Here is a 25,115-nt window from a genome sequence, read left to right on the forward strand (position 1 = left end):
GAGGGTTGTTAACTATATATTTCAAGGATATAATTGACCTTGAATGTGTTTCAATATTCTATCAGTATATTTATTTTCATAAACAAAAGGATTCTTTCTCAATTCATATTCTATCTCCTGAATTGAATTCACTTTTATATGTCCTTCAGTAGGAAAATCCCTGAGACTAATTCCATAATGGAAATTTTTATCTATTTTATCTATTTTCAAATACATCGGATTTTCTTTCAAGTTTATGTAATCATAAACATCAACATTGCAGATATTCTTAAAGCTGTACGATTTCATAATTATATTAGAAATTTAAATTCCCTATTATATACTGTGTTAAAATAATTCTTCGTTTAATTTTTTATGTCCTATTTTGATGCACGAAGCTATAATAAATGCTTTTTAGCCTTTTAAAAACTTAAAATAGAAGAGACAACCTGATGGTCGTCTCTTTTGTATTTTTACAATTTAATTTCACATTCATTTTCAAGTATTTATATACTTAACAGTTTTTTAGTTCTGCTGAACTCTTAGTGCCTTGACCTTTTTATTCAGATTGTCAAATCGTTGTATTTCGGCTTGTAGATTATCAGCGGTCGGCTTGACATACTGATACCTATTACTGTGTAAATGTCCTTCCATATAACGGCAGCACTGAAAAAAGCTATCTACCAATTCTTCGCGTACCGTATCATCAAACTTAATCCGCGCCAAACTGTCCACACTGACACGTTCTTCAAACCGCTGTACAACGCCATTAAACAAGGTAAAAACTACCATTGCTTCATAACTTGTTCTCAAAGCAGCAAAACCGTTCTTCAAGTTTTGTTCTCTGAATTCCGGACCAACTGATTTTGCCGCAGTTAAGTATCCCTGTGCTTTACCGGAAGTCTTATATTCTTTTTCATACGATGGTGTGTTTTTCAGCCAAATTTTTCCCGGTTTTTTTCCGTCCTCATTTTCAATCCAATGACAATCATGTGCCATCCCCAATCCATTACTATGGGAAATAAGAGCAGCAACAAAGGCCAAATCATGTGTGAACACTGACACCTGTTTCGTTTGTGCGATTTCTACAATTCGACAAGCAATCTCACTTTTGCGATAGTCGTCCAAAGAAGTCACTGGGTCATCGAAGATAATTCCACGATTGATTTCGGACATTTGCATTTCGGCAAGAAAGTCTGCAATAGCAATGACTTTTTGTTCGCCTTCGCTTAATACGGCGTTAGGATTTCGGCCTTTAAGACGTAATTGGCGGTATGACTTACCCGCCGCCCCAGTATAGGCGATTTCAATACCAAAATTACCATTCAACTTTTGACATTCTTCATTGAAAGTATCGACATACTTTTGATTGAAATATTTATTAGACAATAACTTTTCTGTGTCTGTGATTTGTCTTTTGGCAAAGTTAGCTTTGCCTGCTTTTTTAATCCAAACCAAAGCTTTCACAAAGCTTTCAAGCGTTGCGAAATGTGTGTTGAATTTTTCCTTGTGTTCGAAAAAAGTCACAGATGCCAGTAGCTTTGCAAGCTCCGTCTTTTCTGTACCTTCTTCTAAGGTTTTAATGCCTTTGTCTATTTTTATTGTAAGGGTTTCGTGAACTTCAACTGAGGTTTGCAATTCTGTTCGCAAAACCGGTTTTTTTGCTGCCATATTGCTAACCAATAAAGCTGCTAATGCTTTTTGGTCAGCCAAATTTTTCTTAATTATTGCAAGCTCGGTTTGGTGCGTGTCCGAAAGCCATTGTGTAAGAATATTGTCATCAGGGAACAAGTCAAAAGAAAGCTTCTCAACTCTGTCCTTCAAATTATTCAGTTCATCGGCAGCGGTACGCGCTTCCTGTTCCGCTACGCTTTTAATGAACGAAAAGCAGTTTGAAATCAGGTTTTGAGCATCTTCCGAAAGCGGTTGATGGCAGAGAAGACAATTATCTCCCAGCTCTGGGTAATCATCCGGATTTTCCATTTGCTTTTTAGCGAATTCATCAGCAGCTATAATGAGATTTTTCCACTCTGACGTTCCGATGCCTTCTACTTTGTCCGTTTTGAAGTTTTCGACACCTTCTGCTTTCAATACCGCTTCTTTTGCGGCGACATCCTCTATTTTACCGCTGATAGACTTTAAACTAGCTGTACTAAAAAAAACATTTAACAATTCAATGGCCTGCTTATTTTCGCCGAGTAGTCTTTTTATAGTTTGGAGATTACCTATTTCCTTATCCTTGCCAGCCGATGCCAGCAGAAGTTCGTCATAGACTTTTTGTAACTTTGTTCGTTGCACTTTATCCTCATCAGAATAAGGTACATATTTATTTAAATCCTCCGCCTTAGTATTCGCAGAAAGAGATTCTACAAATGTCTTGATTTCGGAATCTCCGTTAAACCAAAGGCCAAATTGATTTATGGCTGACTTACTGGAAACATCAATCTGTAATCTCTGTTCAAGTTGGTTTATTGCCGCAGAATATTCGGCAAAAAAACCCAATCCGGCAGGACGGAACTCAAACTCATTCTTTTGCTCCAAATGTTTAATGACGCTCTTGCCATCAAAAACGGAAAATTGCCTAAATTCGGCATTATCTTGATTGGCTGGAAATTCAAGTGGAATATCCACACCACCCGACGAAAACACCAATTCAGCCTTTAAATCCTTGTGACCATGATCGAGGTGAACATTAGGTAAAATATCTTCTGGGGATTTGGAATAAAATATCTTTTTTAGAAGACGGATATAACTGGATTTCCCGGAACCGTTCGCCCCGTAAATGATTGTCAAAAATTGTGAAAATTCGATGATTTGTCCTTCAATCAAGGCATTCACACCCTCGACGTTTTTTAATTCCTTGAGGACGAGGTCACCTTTATAAGCCGAGACATCTACAGCACTGTAATTGATTTCGATTGGCGTTCGTGTAGATTTGTCTCTAAGTTCAAGTTCTTCTAAAAGATATGTGTAGGCGGCTTCAATGATCTCGTTCGTGACTTCGTGGCCGTCCAATATCTGTGCGCCTAGATATTTTGCCCAATAAGGCAATGAGTCAGCAAATCGCTTTACTTCACTTTCAAGGTTTTCATCAACCTGATTTTGTAATAATTCTTCGTTTTCTTCCATTGTATATTTAGTTTGCATCATCATTTGCTATTACAAGCTTTATGCTTTATCCCAAAAAGATAATGGTCGCTTTTTTCCAGAATCTCATTATTTGTAATTATTACTTAGATCTTGATAAGTATTAAACTATATTTTCTCCAACTTCAACTTCCATCTTTGCCAATCAGGATTTATTTTTTCTAAAAGAGTATAAAACTTTTTGGAATGGTTTCTTTCGATTAAATGACATAACTCGTGTATCATGACATATTCGATACATACAGTTGCCGCTTTAATTAATTCCGGATTGATGAGAATGTTTCCGGAAGAAGTATAACTACCCCATCTTTTTTTCATTCTTTTGATTTGTATTTCTGGTTTTTGTATATTGTATTGACTGAATTTTTGGAATGCTTCCTCATACACTTTTTCAAATACTTTTGTGGCTCTTTTGTAATACCATTCGGTGAGTAAATGTTTGATTTGCTCTTCTTCGCTCTTCTGAGAATACACTACTAAAAACCCTCCTTGAAGTTTTACTTTGTTTTCATCGGAAATTACTATTTTTAGAATATATTTTCTCCCCAAATAACTGTGTGTTTCTCCTGCTACGTATTCTCGTTTTGGTGTCTCAGGAAGGAATTGTTCAAAGAATTTTTGTTGTGTTATTATCCATTTGGAACGTTTTTCAACAATACGTTTTATATCTTCAAATTGGCAATCCAAGGGTGCTTTGATTTGTACCGATGTGTCAGGATGTACCTCAACGGCAATACTTTTCCTTTTTCTATTGGCAATAGAAAATGTAATCTGTTTGGTTCCGTATTGTATGTGGTGCATCTTAATAATTATTTTTAGCAACTTTTAAACATTTCTCCAGAATTACATCTAAATCATCAAAGGTTATATCAACTCCTAAAGATTTGCGATGGGACATAAGATAATCTTCAACCTCATTTTCCATTTCTTTAATGACATCTATGTTCTTTTTCCAGTCTCGGATTATAAGCCTTTCAATTATTTGAGAGATATCAATACCTATATTAGCCAGTAGATCTTTGTGTTCTATTGCCACTTCTTTACTAAAGCTTTTTTCAAATACTTCTGAGAGTACACCATAGAATGCTCTTGCTTCCGGTTTGTTCATTAGTGTTTGCGGAATGTCTTCAAGGTATCCATTTTCAAATTGGTCTCTAATGTTCAATACTGCCTTTAGGTATTCTGTTTCTGACATCCTATTTTCTTGGAACGAGCGAATGGCATCTTCAATCAATTGCGAGAATTTTTTATAAAAAGCTTCATCTTTTTCCATGCTTTCCGTAATCACTTTTTTCATTTTGTGCGCAATGAAATCGGCTTTTGAAGCTGGGGTTTTACCATATTCTTCAATGGCTTCATTAACCATTTGTTTGTCGAAAATATTAAGCTCTTTTGTAATTACCATAACATCATCTGCCTGAACATAGGTGTCTAACAATTTCTTTATTCTGGGTTCATATTCTTTGTATGATATTACCTCAGCATATCTGTTTTGGAGTGAAGCTCTTAATTTGACAAACAGTTTTAATTCTTCTTTATAGAAATGGATTTGCTCTTCTGTAAATTCGATATAAAATTCATTGGAAGCCAAGGCGGTTTGTAAAGTTCTGGCAAAACAACTCAACGTATCATAGAAATCATCTCTAACATCTTTTGGTGCAAGGTGTCTTTCCAATGCCTCGATGTCTTTTTTGTTGTAAACTCCTTTGAAACAATCCCAAACATTAGCATGATGGATAGGCACTTTTCGGATTTCTTCTGATACATCAACAATGGTATTGGTCAAGTCGTCTTCGTCAAAATCTTCAAAAGCAGCGTATGAGGTAAGAGCTTCATCAAGTTTACCTAAAATTCCAACGTAATCAATAATATGCCCGTGTTCTTTTCCGCTAAATAATCTGTTTACACGGGCGATAGCTTGTAATAAATTATGGGAATGTAATGGTTTGGCTAAATATAAAATGGTGTTTCTAGGTGCATCAAATCCAGTAAGCAATTTGCTTACCACAATGATTAACTCTACCTCAGTTCCTTCGTCCTTGAACTTGTTTATAATGTATCTTTCGTATTCCTCTTGACCGTTGTGTCTTTCCATTAATGAATTCCAATATTTTTTGGCTTCATTACTGGTTTCTTTCCACACATCATCATAATCTTGTCGGCTATCCGGTGGGGTGAATACTACAGCTGTATTTATCTTTAATTTGGGGTCTGTTTGTTCTTCAAAATATTTTTGATATCGAATGGCTGTTTCAATTCGAGGCACTGCTAATTGTGCTTTAAAAATCCCTCCTTGCCAGTTTTGAGTGTAATGTTTTGAAATGTCATAGGCAATTTCGTTAATCACTTGTTCACTCTCATATATTCTGCTAATACTTGCAAACTTCTTTTTTAAATCCTTTTGAGCATCTTCGGTAAGATTACTAGCCAATCTTTGAAATCCTTTGTCTATTTGGGCTTTGTTTATACTCAATTGCGCTGACCGTCCCTCATATAATAAAGGCAATACCGCTCCATCTTTTACCGCTTGGTCAATGGTGTATTTATGAATAAATCCTCCAAATTTTTTGGCAGTACTTTTTTCGTTTTTCATTAATGGTGTTCCTGTAAAACCTATGTAACATGCATTAGGCAATACTCTTTTCATATTGACATGAGCGGAACCGTATTGACTACGGTGGCTTTCATCTACTAAGACAAAAATATTTTCTGAATTGTCAACGAAAGAGGTGTTTTTTGATGCTGTTTGAAATTTATCAATAATAGTTGTTATAATCTCATTTCCTTTGTCTTGAAGTAATTCGATGAGGTCGCTACCGCTTTTAGCTTTTTCTACTGATTTGCCACAATTTCTAAAAGTTTTGTAGATTTGGTTGTCCAAATCAATTCTATCGGTTACTACAATAATTCTAGGGGAGTTGATGCTTTTTTCTAATGCTAAAGCTTTAGAAATCATGACCATTGTTAATGACTTTCCGCTTCCTGTTGTATGCCAGATTACACCTCCTTTACGACTATTGGAAGTATTGGTTTCTTTTACTCTTTCAATTGTATTTAGCACAGCAAAGTATTGTTGGTAACGTGGTACTTTAATCTCTGGACCATCGTAGACCATGTATTTATAGACAAACTCCATTACACGATTGATGCTACACAAACTCAATAATGCTTGGTCTTGTGCTGTTGCTTGACGGTCTTCTTTTTTGCATCCGTTTTTTGATGCATTTATTATTTTTTGGGTTTCCTTTTCGTTGTCTTCTTTCCAAACCGCCCAGAATTTTTCAGGAGTTCCCACCGCTCCATATTTTACTTCATTGGGTTGTACAGCCAGCAATATTTTGGCATAATGAAACAATTTTGGAATTCCTTCTTCTCTTTTTTGATTTCTGATGTGTTGAGAAATGCCTTCCGTTAGCGATGCGTTTTTATCTCTACGTTTGTTTTCGATCACTACAAAGGGAATTCCGTTGACAAAAAGCACAATATCTGGTCGTCTTTTTTCTTTAGTTCCTTCCACTACAAATTCTTCCGTAATGTGGTAGGCATTGTTTTCCGGATTGTCCCAATCTATGTATTTTAATGTGTAAGCCTTACGGTCACCCTGAATGGTTTCGTTGAAACTTTTTCCTAGTGTAAGCAGGTCATGAACATTTTCATTGGTTTTTACTAAACTTTCTTCCGGGATGTTCTTCAAGAAGTTAATAGCCGATTGAATGTTGGTTTGGGAAAAAGGATATTCCTTGTCCTTGTATTCAAAGCTGTTGATGTGGCTCAATCTTTCCCCCAGAATGTCTTCTAAAATTACATTTGAAAACAAACTACCTCTTTCCTTAACTGTTTCTTCAGGTGTAATATATGTCCAGCCTAATTTGCGAAGCAGATTAATTGCTGGTTTTTGAGAGTCGTTGTTTTCTGTGTAATTTATCATTGTATTCATTGATTGCCTTTTTTTATTCATTGGTGATTAGTGCTTTCTCTAATAAGCTCTAATAAATCTCTAATTAAATATTACTAATTTTAGTCCTTTAAACAGGAGTTTTGGGGAATTAAAAACCCTTGTAAATCAGTATGGACGCTTGTTAGAAATGTTTTTTATGGGGAATTCTATACTCCTTTTGGGGAATTAGATTTCCTGTAATATCAATACTTTACGAGCTGTTTTAACCTATATGTAATCCATTTTGCTCTCCTTTTGGGGAATTGAAATCATTTTGTTAGTTGATTAATCAAATCATCTACTGATTTGAATTCTTTAATAAAAGAATATTCTGTTGTTCTACCTTCACCAGATTTAGTAAGTACACTATTTGTTAATTGTTCTATTAAATACCGAACCTGATCCCGTGTTAAATCCTTATCAAAAGCTTTTACAAAATCTCCCATTTTTGCTATTCCGTTTTCATTTAGGACAGTGTAAATTATTGAAAGGTCATTTATTCTAAACCCTGCAACTTCTGCTTTACTGTTTTTTAGCTCGTAATATTCGTCATTCAAGACATACCGATTACTTGCAATACCTCCTGATTTTTTTATCAATTGTAAATCTTCCAGTTTTTGAATAATCTCTTTATCTACTTTTTCGCTTTTATTCTCTTTGATATTAAATAATCCTATAACATCATGTGGGCCTAATAAGTCTTCATTTTGAACCCTGTCATAAAAATTTCTAATAAAAATGGGAAATGCTTTATCTTCCATTTTTCCATTCAAATAAAGTTCAACCTGAAAAAGGTCTGATTTTGTATAATCGGGTTCCGATTTTCCTTCGCTTAAAGTAATTCTATATATTTTGTCTACGCCTTGGCCAGAACGCTCAACAAGTCCCGTTTTTTCTAAAATCTCGGTAAGAAGCCTACTTCTTGGTGTGCTATTTATCCGGATTAAATTATCCAATGTCACGCCTTTGGGAAAACCTCCAGGATTTAATACTCTTAAACTTTCCGGACTTTGTTTTATGACTACCTCACTGGATATTGTATAATCACGATGTGCAATTGCATTTAGAACGGCTTCGCGAATAACTTCTTCATTAAAGTAGGGCACGTCAAAAATATAAGCACCTTGATTAATTTTATTATCACTATTCCGAAGCTGTATTATTTCCCATATTTCGTCAATGGCTTTGAATAGCGGATTTATGATAGGGTATCTTTTATCGAAAGGTATTTGATCTTCCCTATTTCTGTATTCAATATTTACCTGAGCGTTTGGAAGTAATTGTTTTAAAACTTCGGATTTACCTAATAGGATGAGTGCGGCATAAGTCAATCGACCCTCAATCATTAATCCTAAATCAATCAATGCTTGTTCTGTGGTTGCTTGAAGGAAGGCTTTATTCTTTTGTTTTTGGGCATACTTTTCTTTTAGGATAGTAATTGCATCAATATCAATTTTATCGATAGAAAAGTTTTCACATATTTTAGCCGAAAAGTCAGGTTCTTGTTCGGAAAGAATTTTAAACATCTCATCGTCGGACATATTTCTCAAACTATCGCCCGTTCTCATTAATGCTACTCCTTCATATTTCATTAATCTTGCGGGTGGCCGAGTAGGAATATGAGTTACTAAAACCCTGCTGTTCTTTTCATCAAATAACTCCTGGCAATGTACTCTTATATTTAATCTTTTGTAAACCTCATCTTCAAGATTGCCAATTTTCCCATTTGCAAAATCACTTCCAACCACATTTCTAGGTTCTTTGTCGGTCATGCCAAAAACAAGCATTCCACCGCCTTCGTTACTGAGAGCGACAACATAACCCAGAAAGCATTTTCTTCGATCCGATTGTTCTTTATGGCTACCGCCATCAAAAGGGAAGTTATTTTTAGCTTCCTTGAATTCTACTTTATCTTCACTTTCCTTTAGATGTGTTAATTGTGCTATAGTCATACATTAATTTTTAATGAGTAATTTTTTTTCTAAAATGATTTTAGGAAATACAGTGAATAATACCAAATATTCCCAAACAAATAATTGTACTTAATATCCCCATTAAAAAAAAGAAGGCAGCGATTTTAAATAATTGATACTTTAACCATGTAACCCTTGAATTATAAAGAATTTGAGTTATCAGTTCCTTTTCATATTGAGAGAAAGCATCAGTTGAACCAATTTTAGCAAGAAATTTTGTTTCAAATTCAACTTCTTCTATACTTCTTAAATAGCCATAGAAATGAATATTTTCGAATAAGATTTCTGTATCAATCCAATTACTGAATTTATTGATGAAAGTCTTTGCATATTCCCCTTTTTCAATTTTAGAAACGATCGAAAAAAGAGATATCAATGAAAATAAAAAGGAAAAAAGGGCAAATATTCCAAAAATCGCAAATACAATTTTTTTATTTGTACTATTCTCACAAAATTCAATTTGAGTTAAACCAAAAACAATTGCAGCATTTAAAGACAATAATCCAAAATTTTTTATTTCCGCAAATTTTAACCATTCGTTTACGTTGAGAAATATTTTTTGCAATAATTCCTCGTGTTTTAATTGTATCATTTTTTAGTTTTTTATTTAATAATCCAGTTTATATCACCACCATATATTTTACCCGTGACGTTTTTTATTTGATGCTTTTGTTCTTTCCAAAAATTATTTTGAATATCAATACCTGAAGGATTTGCTCTTTTGTATCCATTGAATACTGCTTCAGTCATTAATATAGATGAATAGTCATATTCCTCAGTTTCTTTTGTGAAGCGAATAAAGTTTCCACCAACAATGTAAAGACTTCCATCTGTATGACTTTTAACACTTTCAGCAAATTCTACAGTTGTCATTCTTTTAGTTTCTTCTACTTTCATATTGTATAATGGCTCATTATCGAAATTATATTTGCTAAATGGTGAACCAATATTTCCCAAACCACCAAGTGCTTTAAAGTGGTAACGAGGATTAATTGGATTTCTAACTACATTATAATAAGTTTCGGTAATTTTTTTATTTGCATTATCTGTAAGTCGTGAAGCTATATTTGCAGGATATCCAACCCAAACTAGCCCTTTGTTTTCTCCTCTTTCAGTACCATGTCTTTGTATGCCAACTTTGATGACTCTTAATTCACCAAAGTCTATTCCTATACCACATTTAAAATCGACACCAACAAATTGTTTATTAATAATATACTTAGCAATGTGATTAATCGAAATTGCACATTCAACAGCATTTTTAAAAGAATTTTCAACAGGAAACACAATCATTACTCTATCACCAATAATATTTCGAATATGACCGTTATGATGTCTCGCTACTTTGAGAATTGCTTTTGTAAATGCGGTATATATTCTTCCCATTGTTTGCGTGTGATGCTTTACTGTTAATCCGACAGAATTTCTAATATCAACATATAAAACACAGGTTTCAATTTTTTTACCTTTCTTTTCAATGCCACGCTCATAGGTCAATTGACCATCTAATCCATTAGGCACAAGATTTGTATTATTGTAGACGAAATTTGTAGACACAACATCTGCTATATCATTTTCTATTTCATTAAGTATATTTTTCACTGCCATAATTTTTTTATATAATTCCCGGAAATTTAATATATCTAATTTGGGAATATGACACCCCTTGTAAAGGATTGATGTCAAAATCTCTACATAACACTTTATCTTGTTCAAAAATGCTAAATCTCCATCCAAGGCTATCGTAACTGGAGCTACTGTAAAAATTTATTGCATTTGGTTTTGAAACACTTTCTAATCTGTATAAGTCAGTAATTGGCTGTCCAATTATTGTGTACTCTCCGTAATGTTCTCCTGGTACTTTATAATAATTTATTAGACCTTTGTGAATGGCCACTTTTACATTCTTATTTGAACCATGAAATTCTTTAATTACTGCTTCCGCACATTCTTCTGCTTTATAAACATATTTAGGATTTTCTAAATCAAGAAACGGTTTTCCAAAAACAACAATAATTCCATCGCCCATTAATTTTTCAATTTCTCCTCCATTGTCATAAATTATAGGTATAATTCGATCATAATAATCGTCTAAATATGTTTTTATTTGAGCATTTGAAAAACCTTGTATTGTTTTTGAAAAGGATGTTATGTCTATAAACAATAAAGCCACGTCTTCCTCTTGACTGTTATCGAAGTATTCTATAATATCCGGTTTTACATTTAAGCTTTCATTTAAAAATGAAAACATTCGAGTTTCTCGATAGCTTTCATTCAGGTTTTCAGTTGCAAAAGCTTTTCGTATAACATTATTTGCTTCGCTTTTTTCTATATAATCTTTAACCTTTTTATCTTCAAAAGAGAGGTTGAAGTATTTATTTTTTAATTCGTATATCTGATTAAGGTTTGGCATATTTATTTTTTTAAATTTTAACTCTCAATTTACCCGTTAATAACTGCTGCATTAACCCTTGTTTTTGTTCCTGAATTACAATTAATTGTTGTTGTAATGTTTTGATTTCTTTGTCCCAAGTGGCTAAGATTTCGACAATTTTTTGTTGTTCGGGTGGGGTTGGTAGGGTGATTTTAAGATTTTTTAAACTACTAGAATAAATATGAACAACAGAATGACCCTGCCCTAATTTAAAAGTTTGCTTTTTAACCTCAACTGAGTTTAGAAGATAGCCTAAATAATGGGCATCTTCAGAATGAGGACGTAAAATTATTATATCTCCACCAGCATAAGCTTCGTCACTTTTTATGTAAGCTATACATTTACCAATATCTTCAAGTGTTTCTCCAGAACCAGCAAATAACAAGTCATTTTTAAAAATCGGGTTACTGTTTTTTGCAGAAGCATCGTTTATAAAAGATTTGAATTCTTCAACAAAATAATTGTATTCTGAGTATATCTGGCCATAACGGATACATGGTTTTCCTATTTCAACAATTTCTGCTTTGGTTATGCCTTTTCCTTTTAGGAACGTTCCTATTTGACCTAATTTTTTTAATCTCCATTGACTTTTTTCAAAGCCTTTAAGCCTAATTTTTCCAGTAAGCAACTTTTTCATTACTGCTTTTTTGTATTGCTGCTTTTGAATAATAAGTTGTTGTTGCAGCACAATAGCTTTATCCCAAGTTGATAGGATTTGGGCTATTTTCTTTTGCTCTCGATAAGGAGGAAGTGTGATTTTGAATTTCGTCAAATTTCCTTTTGAGATCCCATATACTTTACTGCCAGTAGCAATTGTTTTTAATCTGTTTTTTACTTCATGATTTTTAAAAATATAAGCTCTATAACCATGTGTGGTTTTACCGGAATTATCACGTAAAGCAAAAGTGTGTAATCCTGCTAATACTTTTTTATTTCCTAAATTATAAACTTCAAGCGCTTCACCAATTCCTTCATAATCTTCGGAAGCATCCGCAATAATGAGGTCGCCTTCTTTTAATAAATGAGCACTTGGTTTGATGTCTTTGTTTAAAACTGGAATACGTGCTTCGGTATCAAAATCTAGCACTGCATTTTTATAGGTTGCGTGAATGTCTCCGTAGTGAATATAATAAATGCTATCTTCTTCAACTTCGTAGTTGAGGTCATTTCTTGAAAAGGAGCTAGTGCCAATAAATTCAAAAACTTCGTTTATAGGAAGACTGGACCAACCTGATGGAATTGTGACTGTATTGTGGTGTTGAGACGGTATTGTGATAGTGTTGTTATTCATAAAACATTATTTAATATTAACAAAAAATTCAGAGCTGCGTGCTACGCAAACGCCATTTTTAACTATAAAACATTCCATCCAATGCAGCCCCGTATACCCCGAATGCTCTTTTTGAACTAATCCCCCTTTGCCTAATGTTTGTGCATGAAAAATACCTCCTCTTAACCCCATGAAGGCGTTTTTGGCTTCTTCACCTGTATTTACAACCTGCCAATACACATCATAAGGTTTAGGACAATTTGTAGTTGCAATAAAATAAATTTCACAGTTTTTAGGAACAATTGTTTGAGCTGTAATAGTTTTTGATTTCTTATTATCGGTAATATCATTGTACCTTCCATAAACGTCACAATTATAGATTAATGACATTGACCATCGAGGCTGTTCGCGGTGAGGAACCGACAACATCTGAGAGGAATAGTTTACTGGCTTCAAATTTTCAGTAATTAGGTCATCGTAACCTAAATTCCTAACAGCTTCGTTTACCGACCTTGTACCAATAATGTTTTTCAAAAGTCTGTACGCATCAGAAGGATTCATATTTTTAAGTGAGCTAAAATCACTTTTTGCTTTTTCCAACCAAGAGAAGAAGTTGTCTTCTTTTTGTTTTTCTAAGGGCCATTTATCGGCAAAGTTTTCTTCTGTATTCACAGGATTTTCAATGCACCAAATTTCCTTGTAATGCTTTTTATCACAGTAAACTCTTTTCATATGATATTGCATGTTGGTAAGTATGTTTACCAATGCATCAATCACATTATTCTCTTTGTTGTAAGCTTTGGCCGCTAATGTTGTGATGATTATAGAAATAGGTTTGTGTTCATCACCACCAAACATAATGTCTCTGTGTCGTTTTAATACCTGAACGGCCCTTATTAATGGTTCTTTGTCTTTTCTGTAACCCGGTAGGGGTTTAATACTTTCACTTAGTAAGACACTTCTTAAAGTAGACACTGAAGATCTTTCTTTAAACCAGGCTGCATAGCCAAACGGATTGCTTTTTAACCAATAATTTGGGTTTGGCTCAGTAGTAAAGTTAGTTTCTCTTTTATCGGTAATTCTCAATGATATTTCTTCTAGATCCGATTTATTTAAATTACTAAAGCTTCTTTCGCTTAGATTAACGTGATTGTTATTACCTACCATTGACGGTAATATGTCTAGATGAAATTTATCAGTTGTGTAAACTAATGTCCAACAGCGATTTCCTTCATCATCAAGCATTCGCCTGTAATCATCATTATTTGCGATTAATTGGTCTCTCACCGCGTCTTTTAGGTGTTTTTGTACCCAATCTGATTTTTTACCGGTTAATCGACAAACCAAATCTACATCAAGTTCATCATCTTCCATGATTGGTCTAATCATAGTACCCAATAAAAAAGAGCCTTGAGGTAGTATCTCGGGTTTGTATCTGCTTAACTCAGTGCCTTCTTTAGAAAGTTGATTAGCCACAGCTGAATAGCGGTTTTTAACTAGCTCATATTGAGCTTCCGTAATGTCTAAAACTTGCCCGATATTTTCAAGCAAATCGTTTATTTTGTTGGTTGTCTTGAATAGTTCGAACATAATTACTTGTTTTTTATTTCAATTGCTTTACTGAAGCCATTATTAGCTGTATTTTGATCATAGATAATTAGGGGTAAATCTACTTTCTCCATCCAAACTCTCCCTGCTTCTACTGCACAGGAATTTGGCATAACGGGAAAAACATGAATTGGTTTGTCATTTGGATGCTGGAATTTTATTTTGCTGTAAGCGTTTCTTATTTGGTTTTTAAAATTGATGAGAGTCTGTTTGTTCTTCAAAACATTACGATTTGGATTATCAACCGTAACTTTCCAAATTGAAACTTCATTTCCTAAAACATTATGAATTCTATCATCCGAAACATTGTCACTTAAACTTATAACTAATGCAACCTCAGAATATATTTCTGTTGGTTCAATCAATTTTACTTCAACAGCATCCTCGTCATTTTGCCATTTCCAAGTTTGTTTTGGTTCCCGGTGAAGCTGGTATATTTCGCTAATTGATAATTCAGAAATTAATGTTCCAAGTTTAATCAGTAATGGTTGTGGTGCCAAAGCAAAAACCGAAAAGTGTGGTGTTTTTTCTTGAACAACAAGAGGTTTTATTTGTTGTTTCACCACTTCTTCCAGTTGATTTGAGTGAATCTCCCAATAATTTTCTTTATTGTCTTTAATTGCCAAATTTGAGGTTCCAAGTTGAATTATGTTATCGCTAACAGGATAGTATTCCGGCAATATTGCCTGAATACAATCTTCAAAATTAACCGTTGGTTCAAAAGAACCTATTTTAGCAGTAAAAGAAACAATATGACTCTTTTTATCAGGAGTTAAGCTAGTCAAAAGCTCAATATTTCTCTCCTGCTTTTTTTTCATTTCTATAAGCGAGCTTCTAGTATGGGTCTCAACTTCCCTTTTGTCAATTCTTCTATGACATTCATCACAAAGAAGTAAAAGATTTTCAAAATCGGTTTCCAGTTCTTTAGATAATTTAGCATCACCTCTAGGACCATCTTCTTTTGCGCCAACAATATGAGATATGTATGATTTGTTTAAATCTTTTTGCATCAAACTGTCTTTCCATAAAGGAATATTACAACTATCATATTGACATCTACCACCAGACTTAACCCAAAGTTTCCTAGCTGTACCATGTGGTATAGCTTTTCTTGCTCTAACAACTAATTCATCACTCATAGTCCCAATTCATTTAAATACTCTTCCATTTCCTTTCTTACAGCAACCAACTCGCTCTCTAAAGTTGTAATTTCAGATTTTACTAGAGCTAAATCTATAGGGGTTTCTTCTTCAAATGTATCAACATAACGAGGTATGTTGAGGTTGAAATCGTTGTCTTTTATTTCTTGTAATGATACCACGCTACTGTATTTTTCGACAGCCGCGAAATTTTGATAAACACTTACAATTTTTTCTATATCGTCTTCACGAAGTTTGTTTTGCTTTTTTCCATCTTGGTATTCTTTGCTGGCATCAATGAATAGAACTTCTTTAGATTTCTTTGCTTTGTTGAATATCATTATGGCTGCCGGAATACCTGTACCAAAGAATAAATTACTTGGTAAGCCAATAACTGCTTCGAGTAGGTTTTCTTCAATTAATTTTTGACGAATTTTGCCTTCGGCACTTCCTCTGAATAATACTCCATGAGGTACAATCACTCCAATTCTTCCATCAGGAAGAGTAGTATCTATCATGTGCAAGATAAAAGCATAATCTCCTTTACTCTTGGGAGGAGTTCCTCTAAGGAATCTTTGAAAACGGTCTGTTTCAGCATTTTCAGCACCCCATTTATCTAAACTAAAAGGCGGATTTGCCACCACAATATTAAACTTCATCAGGTGGTCGCCTTCAATAAGTTGTGGATTGTTGATAGTGTCACACCATTCAATTCGAGCACTGTCCATACCGTGTAGAAACATGTTCAATTTGCTTAATGCCCATGTGTCCCCATTGCTTTCTTGACCGTATAATGCAAAATCTTTGGAACGATTACCTGCTTTATCTTTTACTTGTTCGCCTACTTTAATCAATAGAGAACCGGAACCGCAAGTAGGATCGCATATTCTATCTCCAGGTTTTGGGTTGACTAATCGGGCCAATAATTCACTCACTTCATCCGGAGTATAAAATTCCCCGCCTTTTTTCCCCGCACCACTGGCAAATTCCCCAATGAGGTACATATATGCATTTCCTAAAACATCTTCAACTTTTCCTAATTTTGAAGGTCTGAAATCTAATACTGGATTTGCAAAATCAGTTAACAGGTTTTTTAATCTTCTGTTACGGTCTTTGGTTTGCCCTAATTTATCGGAGTTAAATGATATATTTCTGAAAACACCTTCGAGTTTTGATAGATTTTTATCTTCAATTTTAGCTAATACTTTATCGATTTCTTCTCCAATATTTGCATCGTTTCTTTTTTCATATAAGTAATCGAAAGAACAGTTATCAGGTAAAACAAAACGTTCTCTTTGCAGTTTTCTTTGGATTAATTCTTCATCGTCCCCATATTGTTTTTGGTATTCTTCATAGTGATCTTTCCAAACATCACTCATGTATTTCATAAACATGAAAACTAATATGTAGTTTTTGTATTCAGAGGAGTCGAAAGCTCCTCTGAAAGTATCACAGGCTGACCAAAGGCTTTTATTAATCTGGTCTTGCGTTGGTCTTGTATTAGTCATTTTTAATAAGGTTTATAAGTTGTGTTTGTATTAATTCTTTTCGATTCGTTTTTATTTTTTCTAAAATTGACACTTCTTGATTGAGAAGTATCGCCGTTTTGGCAATGTAGTTTTGGATTTTGAGAGGCGGAACTTTTAAAGGCAAATCCATAATGTCTTGTTTATTCAGATTTGGAACATAGGTTCCTGCTTTTTTCTCAGAGAAATAATTTTGAGCCTCTTTCTGGTTCATAAACCATGCTAGGTATTCCGGGAGGATTTTTTCTTTGTTAACTCTAATGATAAAGAAAGTGGCAGAGGCAACCACTGGAAAAGCAACATTATCAATTGCTATTGCATAGTTGTTAACTCCTTTAGAAACGAATAAAATATCTCCTTTGGTAAGGTAAAATTTATCTTTAAATAAAATATCACTAACTTTATCAAGATTTAAAAAATCAAAGTTTGAATAATCATTAAAAATGTCCTTCATTTGAATAATGCCAACATGCCCATCGGGATTATGTTCAACTTTTTCTCTGAATGAATATCCAGAAAATAACCCTTCTTTTGTTATTACTTCGTTTAGTGTCATTTTATACATAATGTTTATACTGCAAATATATTTAATTAAATATACATAATAGCTATACTGAAAAAATAGTTATTAACATTATTCGGTTTATTTTACAAATACGATATGAGCACAATGTAACTGAACAAATTTGAGATTATTGATTTGATTAATTTTACGGTTTTCCATATTAGACCAATTGATATACTAACTTAGCGCGGAGATCTAGTTAAGCATATCTGATACTTGAATACTAATTAAAAGATAAAAAAAGTAGTTTTTAATGAAAAATAGGGGTGGTCATTTTATTCCTGAATTAGGTGATCAATATCATTGGACTTTGCAATTCGAAACATAATGATTTAAAAACAAAGGGGTTTTAAATTAAAACTTTACTTATTTAAAGATCATCATTAACACAAGCAATTTTATAATAATCTTCCAGAAATTCATTAGATTTTTTAAGATTACCCGCTACTGAGAGGAACCCATCAATATTTTGATGGGTTTTTTCATTTTTAACACCTCCTTTAACCCCTTTAATAATTGCGATTAGGTCAAAAACATTGTTCACTTTTTTGGTTAGATCTATTTTTGGCTCTAATGGACAAGCCTCCTGGAAACACGAAATTTTGAATTTCCTGTTTTGTTCTCGAAATCTCCTATACCTCAGCAATCACTGATATTTTTATCTTTATCAACCACTTTTTCTATATGTTTTTTGTGGTTAGATATTTTTTTTTCGTTCCTATCCATTTGCTCTTCAATACCTTTAATTACTAGTAATGAAAGGTCCTATCACCACAGCGATCAAACTAAAAATACCGTTCACTTTTTTGGCTAGATACCTCCTGCTTTCTGCCCTAATAGACAAAATGAAAGGACTGGCTTTTAATTATTAAGAAAAATGTTGTTATCCAAGTTGATTCTCGATCACCAAAATCGACGAAAAACCACTTTGAACTGGAATACCGACTTATTAGTTTTTATAGATAGTTTAAATAATTTTCATTTGGCGGCGATTATCGCCGCCAAAATTATAATTTGTAAATTAAATAATTTACACTACCTTTACATAGCGGCGATAATCACCGCAAAACACTAAACTTTTAAATTATGGCTGTCAATGTAGCCCGAAGAAAAGAATTATATCAAATATTGCCGGAAGGAGTAATTGCTACCCGTAGATGGCTTATGGAAAATAATTTCAGTCGTCATGCAATAGATAATTTGGTAAAGAGCAACCAACTAGAATCCATAAGCAAAGGGATATATGTCAGAAACGCGACTAAAATAACCTGGCAATCGGTGGCGTACTCCTTACAATCTATACTGAATACGGATTTGGTAATAGGAGGATTAACGGCGCTCGAAATGCAAGGCTTATCACATTATTTATCATTCTCTGAAAATAAAAGAGTGCATTTGTATGGAAATGATCAACTACCAGAATGGGTTGCTAAATTGACTTTGAATGTAAATTTTGTTAGACATACTACGAACAGTTTATTTGGTAAAAGTGTACAAGAAAACGAAATAGAATCAAATAAAAACAAACGAACATATTTTTTTATAACCGAAAGAGATTGGGATAACTATAATAAAAAACTAATACTATCATCACCGGAAAGAGCATACCTCGAAGTACTTTTAGACGTGCCACAAAAAGTAACTTTTGAACATGCTGACCAATTAATGCAAGGACTGACCACATTATCACCACGAAGCCTTCAAAAAGTATTAGAAGGATGTCAAAATGTAAAAGTTAAACGGCTTTTCTTTTGGTTTGCTGACCGCCATAATTATGTTTGGCTAAGTAAAATCAACAGAGAAAGTATTACATTGGGTTCAGGAAATCGAATGATAGTAAAAGAAGGGAAATTAGATAATAAATATAAAATAACAGTCCCGGAATGGCTATAGATGCAAATAATATATACAGTAAACAAGTACAACTTTTAGTTCGTGTATTACCATTAGTAGATACCGAGAAATGTTTTGCCCTTAAAGGAGGCACTGCAATCAATTTATTTTACAGAGCACTTCCTCGACTTTCGGTCGACATTGATTTACTTTACATACCAATGGATGATCGCGAAACGGCATTAATAAATATAAGAGCTGCATTGTCCCGTATAAGTAAACTAATAGTCCAAACACTACCTGGTAGCAAAGTACAAGACGCACATGAACAAAGTGAAGCACTAAGACTAATTGTAAGTCAAGGAGAAGTCCGAATCAAAGTAGAGTTATCGCCAGTAATCAGAGGAACTGTTTTCCCTGAAGAGAGAATGGAAGTTAGTGAAGAAGTAGAAAGAGAATTTGGATATGTCGAAATGCAAGTAGCATCTCTTCCTGATTTGTATGCTGGAAAATTGTGTGCCGCTTTAGACAGGCAACATCCCAGAGATTTATTTGATGTAAAGTTTCTTCTCGAAAATGAAGGATTAACGGAAAATCTCAGAAAAACATTTCTGGTGTTTTTAATTAGTCATCAAAGACCTATGTCTGAACTCTTAGCACCAAACCGTAAAGACATAAGTGAAATTTATAAAACGGAGTTCATGCAAATGGCTCAAGTAGACATCCCATTAGAACAACTTGAAGAAGCTAGAGAAAATTTAATTGAGCAAATTAATTCTCAAATGACCGAAAATGAAAAGAAATTTTTGTTATCATTTAAAAACAAAACTCCTGATTGGAGCCTAATGGAAATGGATAATGTTCAGGCAATCGCTAATCTTCCATCGGTTCGTTGGAAAATGATAAATCTGGAACAAATGCCGCTTCAAAAACATAAGGAAGCTTTTGAAAAACTGAACGAGATTTTATTTCCAAATGCATAAGACAGGAATTGTTAAAAATTGAAATAGCATATAGCTTTAAATAATGCTATCCGAAGCATCATGCTTTCGAAGCAAACAATATTCATTGCATATGCTTTAGAGATATTCGAATCATAATAATTTACATCCTAACATTCCTAATTCAATAATCCGTTCTACTCAATTTTCTCAAATCAGCTAAAAAATGGTTCGAAAATTGTCCCGTAAAAATAAAGGGGAACTAATTTAAAAAACATACCTGTTTAAAGATCATCATTAACACAAACAATTTTATAATAATCTTCCAGAAATTCATTAGATTTTTTAAGATTACCCGCTACCAAGAAAAAACCATCAACATTTTGATGGTTTTTTCATTTTTAATCTTCCTTAACCCCTATCATCACTACGATTAGTCCAAAATACCGTTCACTTTTTTGTTAGGCACTCACTGTTTTCAACCCTAATGGACAACCCGCCTGGAAACACTAAATTTTTAATCCTTATTTTGTTCCCGACATTTCCTCCACCCCCTCAATCACTGATGTTTTTAATTTTATCAACTACTTTTTTGATATGTTTTCAGATCAAGTATTATCTGGATCAAGCATTATTTTTGGGGACTTTTTTTTTAATTCTACAAATTGACCAGACATAATTTTATCAGTAAGCAAGTGCAGAGATTTCAGACATGTCTATCCTAGCAATTGAATTAATCTGATATTTATGATATTTCTTTTTCTAACTCCACTTTACGTCTGAAGTATATTTGTTGAGCTTCCTTATCCTTTTCCACAATGAGATTCTCATAAGCTTTTTTTGTCAGAACATAGCTCTGGGTAGCCAAAAATTGCCTGTATAAAAGGATATATATTTTCATCCTTTTCTATTAATCTAAAATGCCAATTGAAATTTGTTTTGTTATCAATTACTTCAAACAAGAGGCATGGGCAAGCAGAAATAAATCCATCATCATCAACTAAAAAGCCTTGGTAAGTTTCAAAAATTATTATCCCCATAACCAAATACTCTCTACCTAGAGTTAATTGATTATATTCACTATAACCAGTAGCTCCAAATCTACCCATCATATTTTTCTCTAACGACTTGTACTCAAATTGTCGTAAAGACTCTCCCGTATTATTCACGCAACGTATTTTCATCAATTTGGAAATTTAAAATCATCAATAGCAATTAATACATCATCTTCCCACTTTGCAACATGTTAGGCGTTCGTTGTTTTTCGCTTATACTTTTCCTTTATATTTTGGGTCAAAATCCACCATCCATTCAATACCGAATTTGTCTCTAAACATTCCAAAATATGAACCCCAAGGACTGTCGCCAATAGCCACTTCAATATTTCCGCCTGATGAAAGTCCGCTAAATAATTTGTCGGCTTCTTCACGACTTTCTGAACTAATAGATATCTTAGACCTGTTTTCATTTTCATTTACTTGTCCCATACTTTCTGGAACATCATTGGCCATTAAAATGTTTTTGCCAATTGGCAAAGCAATGTGCATTATCTTATTTGCATCATTTTCTGCTATTGGATATTCAGGGCTTGATATATCTTTGAAGCGTATAATCTTTGCGAATTCTCCACCAAATACTGATTTGTAAAAATTGAATGCTTCTTCAGCATTTCCGTTGAAGTTAATATGCGGATTGATAAGTGCCATAATTTATATTTTTTTAGTTGTTTTTTTGTTTCTTATCCCAAATGACTGAGCGCTGGGTGTCGCAATACAATGACGCCTAACGTCCCGCTACTACAGCGGGTTTGGGACTAAATTAAGCCTTATTTTCGAATTTGCCAAAACAACCCAAATACAAAATCATTTTCAAATTAAGCCAAGTACCCAAATCAATTGTACCAAATGTTAATAGCCGTTTTTCTTCTTTTTTTCTGTTTTCGCAAAAACTATGCTTAACGAATCTGGACAATTTGAATTTGCTTTTCTCATATGAGAATCTTTTTTGAGGTAAAACTTTTCATTTTTAAAAATGATGTAATCAGTTTCACTTTCGGCAGTACAATTAGGAATTGTTGATAGTATTTTTTTGTCATAATATGTTCCATATTTAGGACAATCTGCAAAAGGAAACATATTGTAACATGTGTCAATACTTGTGCTATTTAATTCAATTGTGTCTCCAAAGACTTTCCAATTTCCTTTTGAAGTACAACGCCACATACAACTAGCTGCTCTGTAATTAAAAGTTGAATCATTTTTGATTTGCATAGTTGTTCTTCCTGGAGTTCTATATTCTGTATCATACCAAGTTTTAGTAAACCTATTGTCTACTTTCTTTTCACAAGCCTGAAAAGCAAATATTAAAATAACAAATATGCAAAACTTTAATTTCATTAATATGTTTTTAAAATGGCTACAACATTTGCTACAAGAGGTTTGGGACTAAATTAACTGTTTTCTCGGCTGGACAAAAACTGGTCACAAATTGTGACCGGTTCAAAAATCTAAAGCACACATCCTCCTATTCGATTTTATTTTACATTAATTTTTCAATCTTTAAAAGCATTTCTTTTGCATTTTGATTTGTAGGATCTAATTCTAATGATTTTAAATAATCTTTTTTTGATAATAAATAATCTTTTTTATGAAAATAGGATTCACCACGACTGTCGTAAACATTACTTGAGTTTGGAAATTCATTTACATTAAGATTAAAAATTTCAAATGCTGATGCTATTTTATCATTTCCTAAAAAATCATAAGCCAATGAATTTAATTCGCTTTCATCAGAAAAATTATATTCGTTGTAATTATCCTTTTTAAGTTTTTTATAATATTGTATTCCTTGTTTAATGTTTTTTAAGCATTCTTTTCTAATGGCTAAAGAAATTGACTCTTTTCTTAATTCAAGGGGGAAGTTTTTCCAATTATTCATACTTGCAATACTACAAGTTATGTCGTGTATTATTCTTCCTGAACCATCGTTTGTCATAATTACAATTCCGTCTCCATTTTCAAAACTACCAATGTAATTGCATCTAAAACCTTCGTTACCGCCACTATGAGTAAAATATTTTACGCCTTCAAAATCCATAGTAAAAACCCCAAGTTTATTATCGAGCCTATTAATAGACATTTCCTTAGATAATATTTTATTCGATTTTCCTAATAAGGACAATTGAGTCTCAATTATATATTTCGCCAAATCTGTTGGATTGGTCCATAATCCAGCTGCTGCTTTTTCAGGATAAATGTGAAACTTTCCTTTTACTTCTTTGCTATAGGCGTTATATGCTGTTGCAAGTATATTTTCTCTTCCTTTATCAGGAGGTTGATTGTATGAACTATTGTTCATTTCCAATGGGGTTAAAATATTCTTCATCATATAATCTTCATATTTTTCGCCTGTTACGTTTTCAAGAATTAATTGAGAAATCGTAATTCCACCTCCCGAATATTGAAATTTTAAATCTGGCGCAAATATAGAACGCACAGCCTGTGAATTGGCTGGTTTTAATCCATCAAGAATTTCTATTGTTGTTGGTATATCCTTTCCCCTTTTATAACCTGCAAAACCAGAGGTTGAAAGACCAGCCTGATGACTTAATAATTTTGCAAGTGAAATTTTCTTCCCTTTTGAAATTGAATCGTATGGAAACTTCCATTCTTTTAAATAATCATTTATATCGGTATCTAAACTTAATTTTCCTTCTTCAACTAGTTTTAAAACACCAAGACTATTGATGGACTTACTTATCGAGGCTGCTTGAAAAAGTGTTTGAGTAGTTGCTAATTTCTTTTCGGAAACATCAGCATATCCATAGGCTTTCACCCATTCTACCTTGTAATCCTTTATTACTGCAATACTTACTGCGTTAACTTCATAGAAAGCCATTCTTTCTTTTAAAGACCATTTTTTACTTTTTGATTTATCCCAATGATTTAAATTGTTTTCAAACAATTTTATTTTATCATTTACATCTTGCGAAAAACTGCTTAAAGAGAAAAATAGTACAATAATTAAATTTAATTTTTTCATATTTTTTTATCCTGAATAGTTAGTATTTCGTTTTTTTAATTTTTTTTCGATTCCGCCAAACTGAGAGCTAACCTACATAAATACGAAACAAACCTTCGTGTATATACCTAAATCAGGGCAGATTTACGAAGGGTAATTTGACTTTATATTCAATCAAATATATAATAATTATCTTATAAATTTTAAAACTGAATTTTTATTTATTAACTTTTGGCACTTCAATATGTATCTACTTTATAATGCTAACCTATTTAAATACAGCAAGAAATGATTTGTAAAGGCTCTGTAAGTATCTCCATTTTATATGACAAATAAAAAGGGGATAAGATATTCTAATCCAATATTGGGACTCGCAGTAACCAAAATATTTTACAAAACGAAGTAGCCAAATACGTTAAACAGATTGTCGTGCCAGTGGCACGACAATTAACCCAAAAATGAAATCAAAATCTCGAGAAAAAAACGGGTGCCACAGATTCCGATCCAAAGTGGACCATTCTTATGTGATGTTTTTACCCGTATTTTGTGATAACTAAATCACAGTATATAAAGAATAAAAATACCAAGATAAATTATGATACAAGAAATCATTAGAATGAAAGAATTGGGATTTTCCCTGCGCAAAATCTCTGGGAGTATAGGAAAATCGGGAAGAATGTCAAATAAATTGCTTAAAGATCGAAATATATTAAAGGGATTTCGGTTCCTCAATTATACCGATT

Annotated in this window: 20 protein-coding genes; 2 read left to right on the forward strand and 18 right to left on the reverse strand. The window is 33.2% G+C overall.

Translation table 11 applies throughout. From position 1 onward, the window contains the following. Positions 1-21: 21 nt before the first annotated feature. The 14 genes from ACNQGH_RS15515 to ACNQGH_RS15580 all read right to left on the reverse strand — a co-directional run bounded on the left by ACNQGH_RS15515 (position 22) and on the right by ACNQGH_RS15580 (position 18,122). A complete protein-coding gene (locus tag ACNQGH_RS15515; RefSeq protein ID WP_417956929.1) occupies positions 22-288 on the reverse strand; it encodes a hypothetical protein in 267 nt (88 codons plus the stop codon). Positions 289-504: 216 nt separating this feature from the next. Beyond that, positions 505-3,108 carry an AAA family ATPase gene (locus ACNQGH_RS15520; RefSeq protein WP_417956930.1) on the reverse strand — a complete coding sequence of 868 codons (2,604 nt, stop codon included), beginning with the start codon at positions 3,106-3,108 and terminating at the stop codon, positions 505-507. A gap of 126 nt (positions 3,109-3,234) precedes the next feature. Further along, complete coding sequence (locus ACNQGH_RS15525) at positions 3,235-3,927, reverse strand: M48 family metallopeptidase (protein ID WP_417956931.1); 693 nt, start codon at positions 3,925-3,927, stop codon at positions 3,235-3,237. Between the two features lies 1 nt (position 3,928). After that, positions 3,929-7,063: a type I restriction endonuclease subunit R gene (locus ACNQGH_RS15530; RefSeq protein ID WP_417956932.1), complete on the reverse strand. Its 3,135-nt coding sequence runs from the start codon at positions 7,061-7,063 to the stop codon at positions 3,929-3,931. Between the two features lie 269 nt (positions 7,064-7,332). Further along, the gene (locus ACNQGH_RS15535; RefSeq protein WP_417956933.1) at positions 7,333-9,015 is read right to left on the reverse strand and encodes an ATP-binding protein; all 1,683 of its coding nucleotides are present in this window, start codon (positions 9,013-9,015) and stop codon (positions 7,333-7,335) included. Positions 9,016-9,055: 40 nt separating this feature from the next. After that, a complete protein-coding gene (locus tag ACNQGH_RS15540) occupies positions 9,056-9,628 on the reverse strand; it encodes a Pycsar system effector family protein (protein WP_417956934.1) in 573 nt (190 codons plus the stop codon). 11 nt (positions 9,629-9,639) lie between these two features. Further along, on the reverse strand, positions 9,640-10,638 hold the full coding sequence (locus ACNQGH_RS15545; RefSeq protein ID WP_417956935.1) for an adenylate/guanylate cyclase domain-containing protein: 999 nt from the start codon (positions 10,636-10,638) through the stop codon (positions 9,640-9,642). 13 nt (positions 10,639-10,651) lie between these two features. After that, positions 10,652-11,449, reverse strand: coding sequence for an adenylate/guanylate cyclase domain-containing protein (locus tag ACNQGH_RS15550; RefSeq protein WP_417956936.1), 798 nt, complete (start codon positions 11,447-11,449; stop codon positions 10,652-10,654). A 10-nt stretch (positions 11,450-11,459) separates the two neighbouring features. Further along, positions 11,460-12,761 carry a restriction endonuclease subunit S gene (locus ACNQGH_RS15555; RefSeq protein ID WP_417956937.1) on the reverse strand — a complete coding sequence of 434 codons (1,302 nt, stop codon included), beginning with the start codon at positions 12,759-12,761 and terminating at the stop codon, positions 11,460-11,462. A 6-nt stretch (positions 12,762-12,767) separates the two neighbouring features. Further along, positions 12,768-14,330 (reverse strand): nucleotidyltransferase, encoded by a 1,563-nt coding sequence (locus ACNQGH_RS15560; protein ID WP_417956938.1) that lies wholly within the window; start codon positions 14,328-14,330, stop codon positions 12,768-12,770. A gap of 2 nt (positions 14,331-14,332) precedes the next feature. Continuing rightward, on the reverse strand, positions 14,333-15,487 hold the full coding sequence (locus ACNQGH_RS15565) for an SAVED domain-containing protein (protein WP_417956939.1): 1,155 nt from the start codon (positions 15,485-15,487) through the stop codon (positions 14,333-14,335). Then, complete coding sequence (locus ACNQGH_RS15570) at positions 15,484-16,995, reverse strand: type I restriction-modification system subunit M (RefSeq protein WP_417956940.1); 1,512 nt, start codon at positions 16,993-16,995, stop codon at positions 15,484-15,486. The genes ACNQGH_RS15565 and ACNQGH_RS15570 overlap by 4 nt, the downstream gene beginning before the upstream one ends. Further along, entirely contained in the window at positions 16,988-17,569 is a 582-nt protein-coding gene (locus tag ACNQGH_RS15575) for a restriction endonuclease subunit S (RefSeq protein ID WP_417956941.1), read from the reverse strand. The genes ACNQGH_RS15570 and ACNQGH_RS15575 overlap by 8 nt, the downstream gene beginning before the upstream one ends. Before the next feature lie 379 nt (positions 17,570-17,948). Next, positions 17,949-18,122, reverse strand: coding sequence for a hypothetical protein (locus ACNQGH_RS15580; RefSeq protein WP_417956942.1), 174 nt, complete (start codon positions 18,120-18,122; stop codon positions 17,949-17,951). 542 nt (positions 18,123-18,664) lie between these two features. Here ACNQGH_RS15580 and ACNQGH_RS15585 point away from each other — a divergent pair. After that, positions 18,665-19,471: a type IV toxin-antitoxin system AbiEi family antitoxin domain-containing protein gene (locus ACNQGH_RS15585; protein ID WP_417956943.1), complete on the forward strand. Its 807-nt coding sequence runs from the start codon at positions 18,665-18,667 to the stop codon at positions 19,469-19,471. Then, positions 19,462-20,394 (forward strand): nucleotidyl transferase AbiEii/AbiGii toxin family protein, encoded by a 933-nt coding sequence (locus ACNQGH_RS15590; RefSeq protein WP_417956944.1) that lies wholly within the window; start codon positions 19,462-19,464, stop codon positions 20,392-20,394. The genes ACNQGH_RS15585 and ACNQGH_RS15590 overlap by 10 nt, the downstream gene beginning before the upstream one ends. 785 nt (positions 20,395-21,179) lie before the next feature. Here the strand turns inward: ACNQGH_RS15590 and ACNQGH_RS15595 are convergent. From ACNQGH_RS15595 to ACNQGH_RS15610, 4 genes are all read right to left on the reverse strand, one after another. Then, entirely contained in the window at positions 21,180-21,536 is a 357-nt protein-coding gene (locus ACNQGH_RS15595; protein ID WP_417956945.1) for a hypothetical protein, read from the reverse strand. A gap of 84 nt (positions 21,537-21,620) precedes the next feature. Next, a complete protein-coding gene (locus tag ACNQGH_RS15600) occupies positions 21,621-22,058 on the reverse strand; it encodes a VOC family protein (RefSeq protein WP_417956946.1) in 438 nt (145 codons plus the stop codon). A 201-nt stretch (positions 22,059-22,259) separates the two neighbouring features. Next, a complete protein-coding gene (locus tag ACNQGH_RS15605; protein ID WP_417956947.1) occupies positions 22,260-22,748 on the reverse strand; it encodes a hypothetical protein in 489 nt (162 codons plus the stop codon). 142 nt (positions 22,749-22,890) lie between these two features. Continuing rightward, positions 22,891-24,393, reverse strand: coding sequence for a serine hydrolase (locus ACNQGH_RS15610; RefSeq protein ID WP_417956948.1), 1,503 nt, complete (start codon positions 24,391-24,393; stop codon positions 22,891-22,893). Between the last annotated feature and the right edge of the window lie 722 nt (positions 24,394-25,115).

The organism is Flavobacterium kochi (genome assembly GCF_048286715.1).
GTDB lineage: Bacteria > Bacteroidota > Bacteroidia > Flavobacteriales > Flavobacteriaceae > Flavobacterium.

What these genes read in the sequence shown, in the direction of transcription:
- ACNQGH_RS15555 (WP_417956937.1), bottom strand. Translation starts at nt 12,761, where the DNA reads ATGAATAACAACACTATCACAATACCGTCTCAACACCACAATACAGTC.
- ACNQGH_RS15530 (WP_417956932.1), bottom strand. Translation starts at nt 7,063, where the DNA reads ATGAATACAATGATAAATTACACAGAAAACAACGACTCTCAAAAACCA.
- ACNQGH_RS15525 (WP_417956931.1), bottom strand. Translation starts at nt 3,927, where the DNA reads ATGCACCACATACAATACGGAACCAAACAGATTACATTTTCTATTGCC.
- ACNQGH_RS15610 (WP_417956948.1), bottom strand. Translation starts at nt 24,393, where the DNA reads ATGAAAAAATTAAATTTAATTATTGTACTATTTTTCTCTTTAAGCAGT.
- ACNQGH_RS15535 (WP_417956933.1), bottom strand. Translation starts at nt 9,015, where the DNA reads ATGACTATAGCACAATTAACACATCTAAAGGAAAGTGAAGATAAAGTA.
- ACNQGH_RS15575 (WP_417956941.1), bottom strand. Translation starts at nt 17,569, where the DNA reads ATGACACTAAACGAAGTAATAACAAAAGAAGGGTTATTTTCTGGATAT.
- ACNQGH_RS15520 (WP_417956930.1), bottom strand. Translation starts at nt 3,108, where the DNA reads ATGGAAGAAAACGAAGAATTATTACAAAATCAGGTTGATGAAAACCTT.
- ACNQGH_RS15565 (WP_417956939.1), bottom strand. Translation starts at nt 15,487, where the DNA reads ATGAGTGATGAATTAGTTGTTAGAGCAAGAAAAGCTATACCACATGGT.
- ACNQGH_RS15515 (WP_417956929.1), bottom strand. Translation starts at nt 288, where the DNA reads ATGAAATCGTACAGCTTTAAGAATATCTGCAATGTTGATGTTTATGAT.
- ACNQGH_RS15595 (WP_417956945.1), bottom strand. Translation starts at nt 21,536, where the DNA reads ATGAAAATACGTTGCGTGAATAATACGGGAGAGTCTTTACGACAATTT.
- ACNQGH_RS15570 (WP_417956940.1), bottom strand. Translation starts at nt 16,995, where the DNA reads ATGACTAATACAAGACCAACGCAAGACCAGATTAATAAAAGCCTTTGG.
- ACNQGH_RS15540 (WP_417956934.1), bottom strand. Translation starts at nt 9,628, where the DNA reads ATGATACAATTAAAACACGAGGAATTATTGCAAAAAATATTTCTCAAC.
- ACNQGH_RS15585 (WP_417956943.1), top strand. Translation starts at nt 18,665, where the DNA reads ATGGCTGTCAATGTAGCCCGAAGAAAAGAATTATATCAAATATTGCCG.
- ACNQGH_RS15590 (WP_417956944.1), top strand. Translation starts at nt 19,462, where the DNA reads ATGGCTATAGATGCAAATAATATATACAGTAAACAAGTACAACTTTTA.
- ACNQGH_RS15600 (WP_417956946.1), bottom strand. Translation starts at nt 22,058, where the DNA reads ATGGCACTTATCAATCCGCATATTAACTTCAACGGAAATGCTGAAGAA.
- ACNQGH_RS15560 (WP_417956938.1), bottom strand. Translation starts at nt 14,330, where the DNA reads ATGTTCGAACTATTCAAGACAACCAACAAAATAAACGATTTGCTTGAA.
- ACNQGH_RS15550 (WP_417956936.1), bottom strand. Translation starts at nt 11,449, where the DNA reads ATGCCAAACCTTAATCAGATATACGAATTAAAAAATAAATACTTCAAC.
- ACNQGH_RS15605 (WP_417956947.1), bottom strand. Translation starts at nt 22,748, where the DNA reads ATGAAATTAAAGTTTTGCATATTTGTTATTTTAATATTTGCTTTTCAG.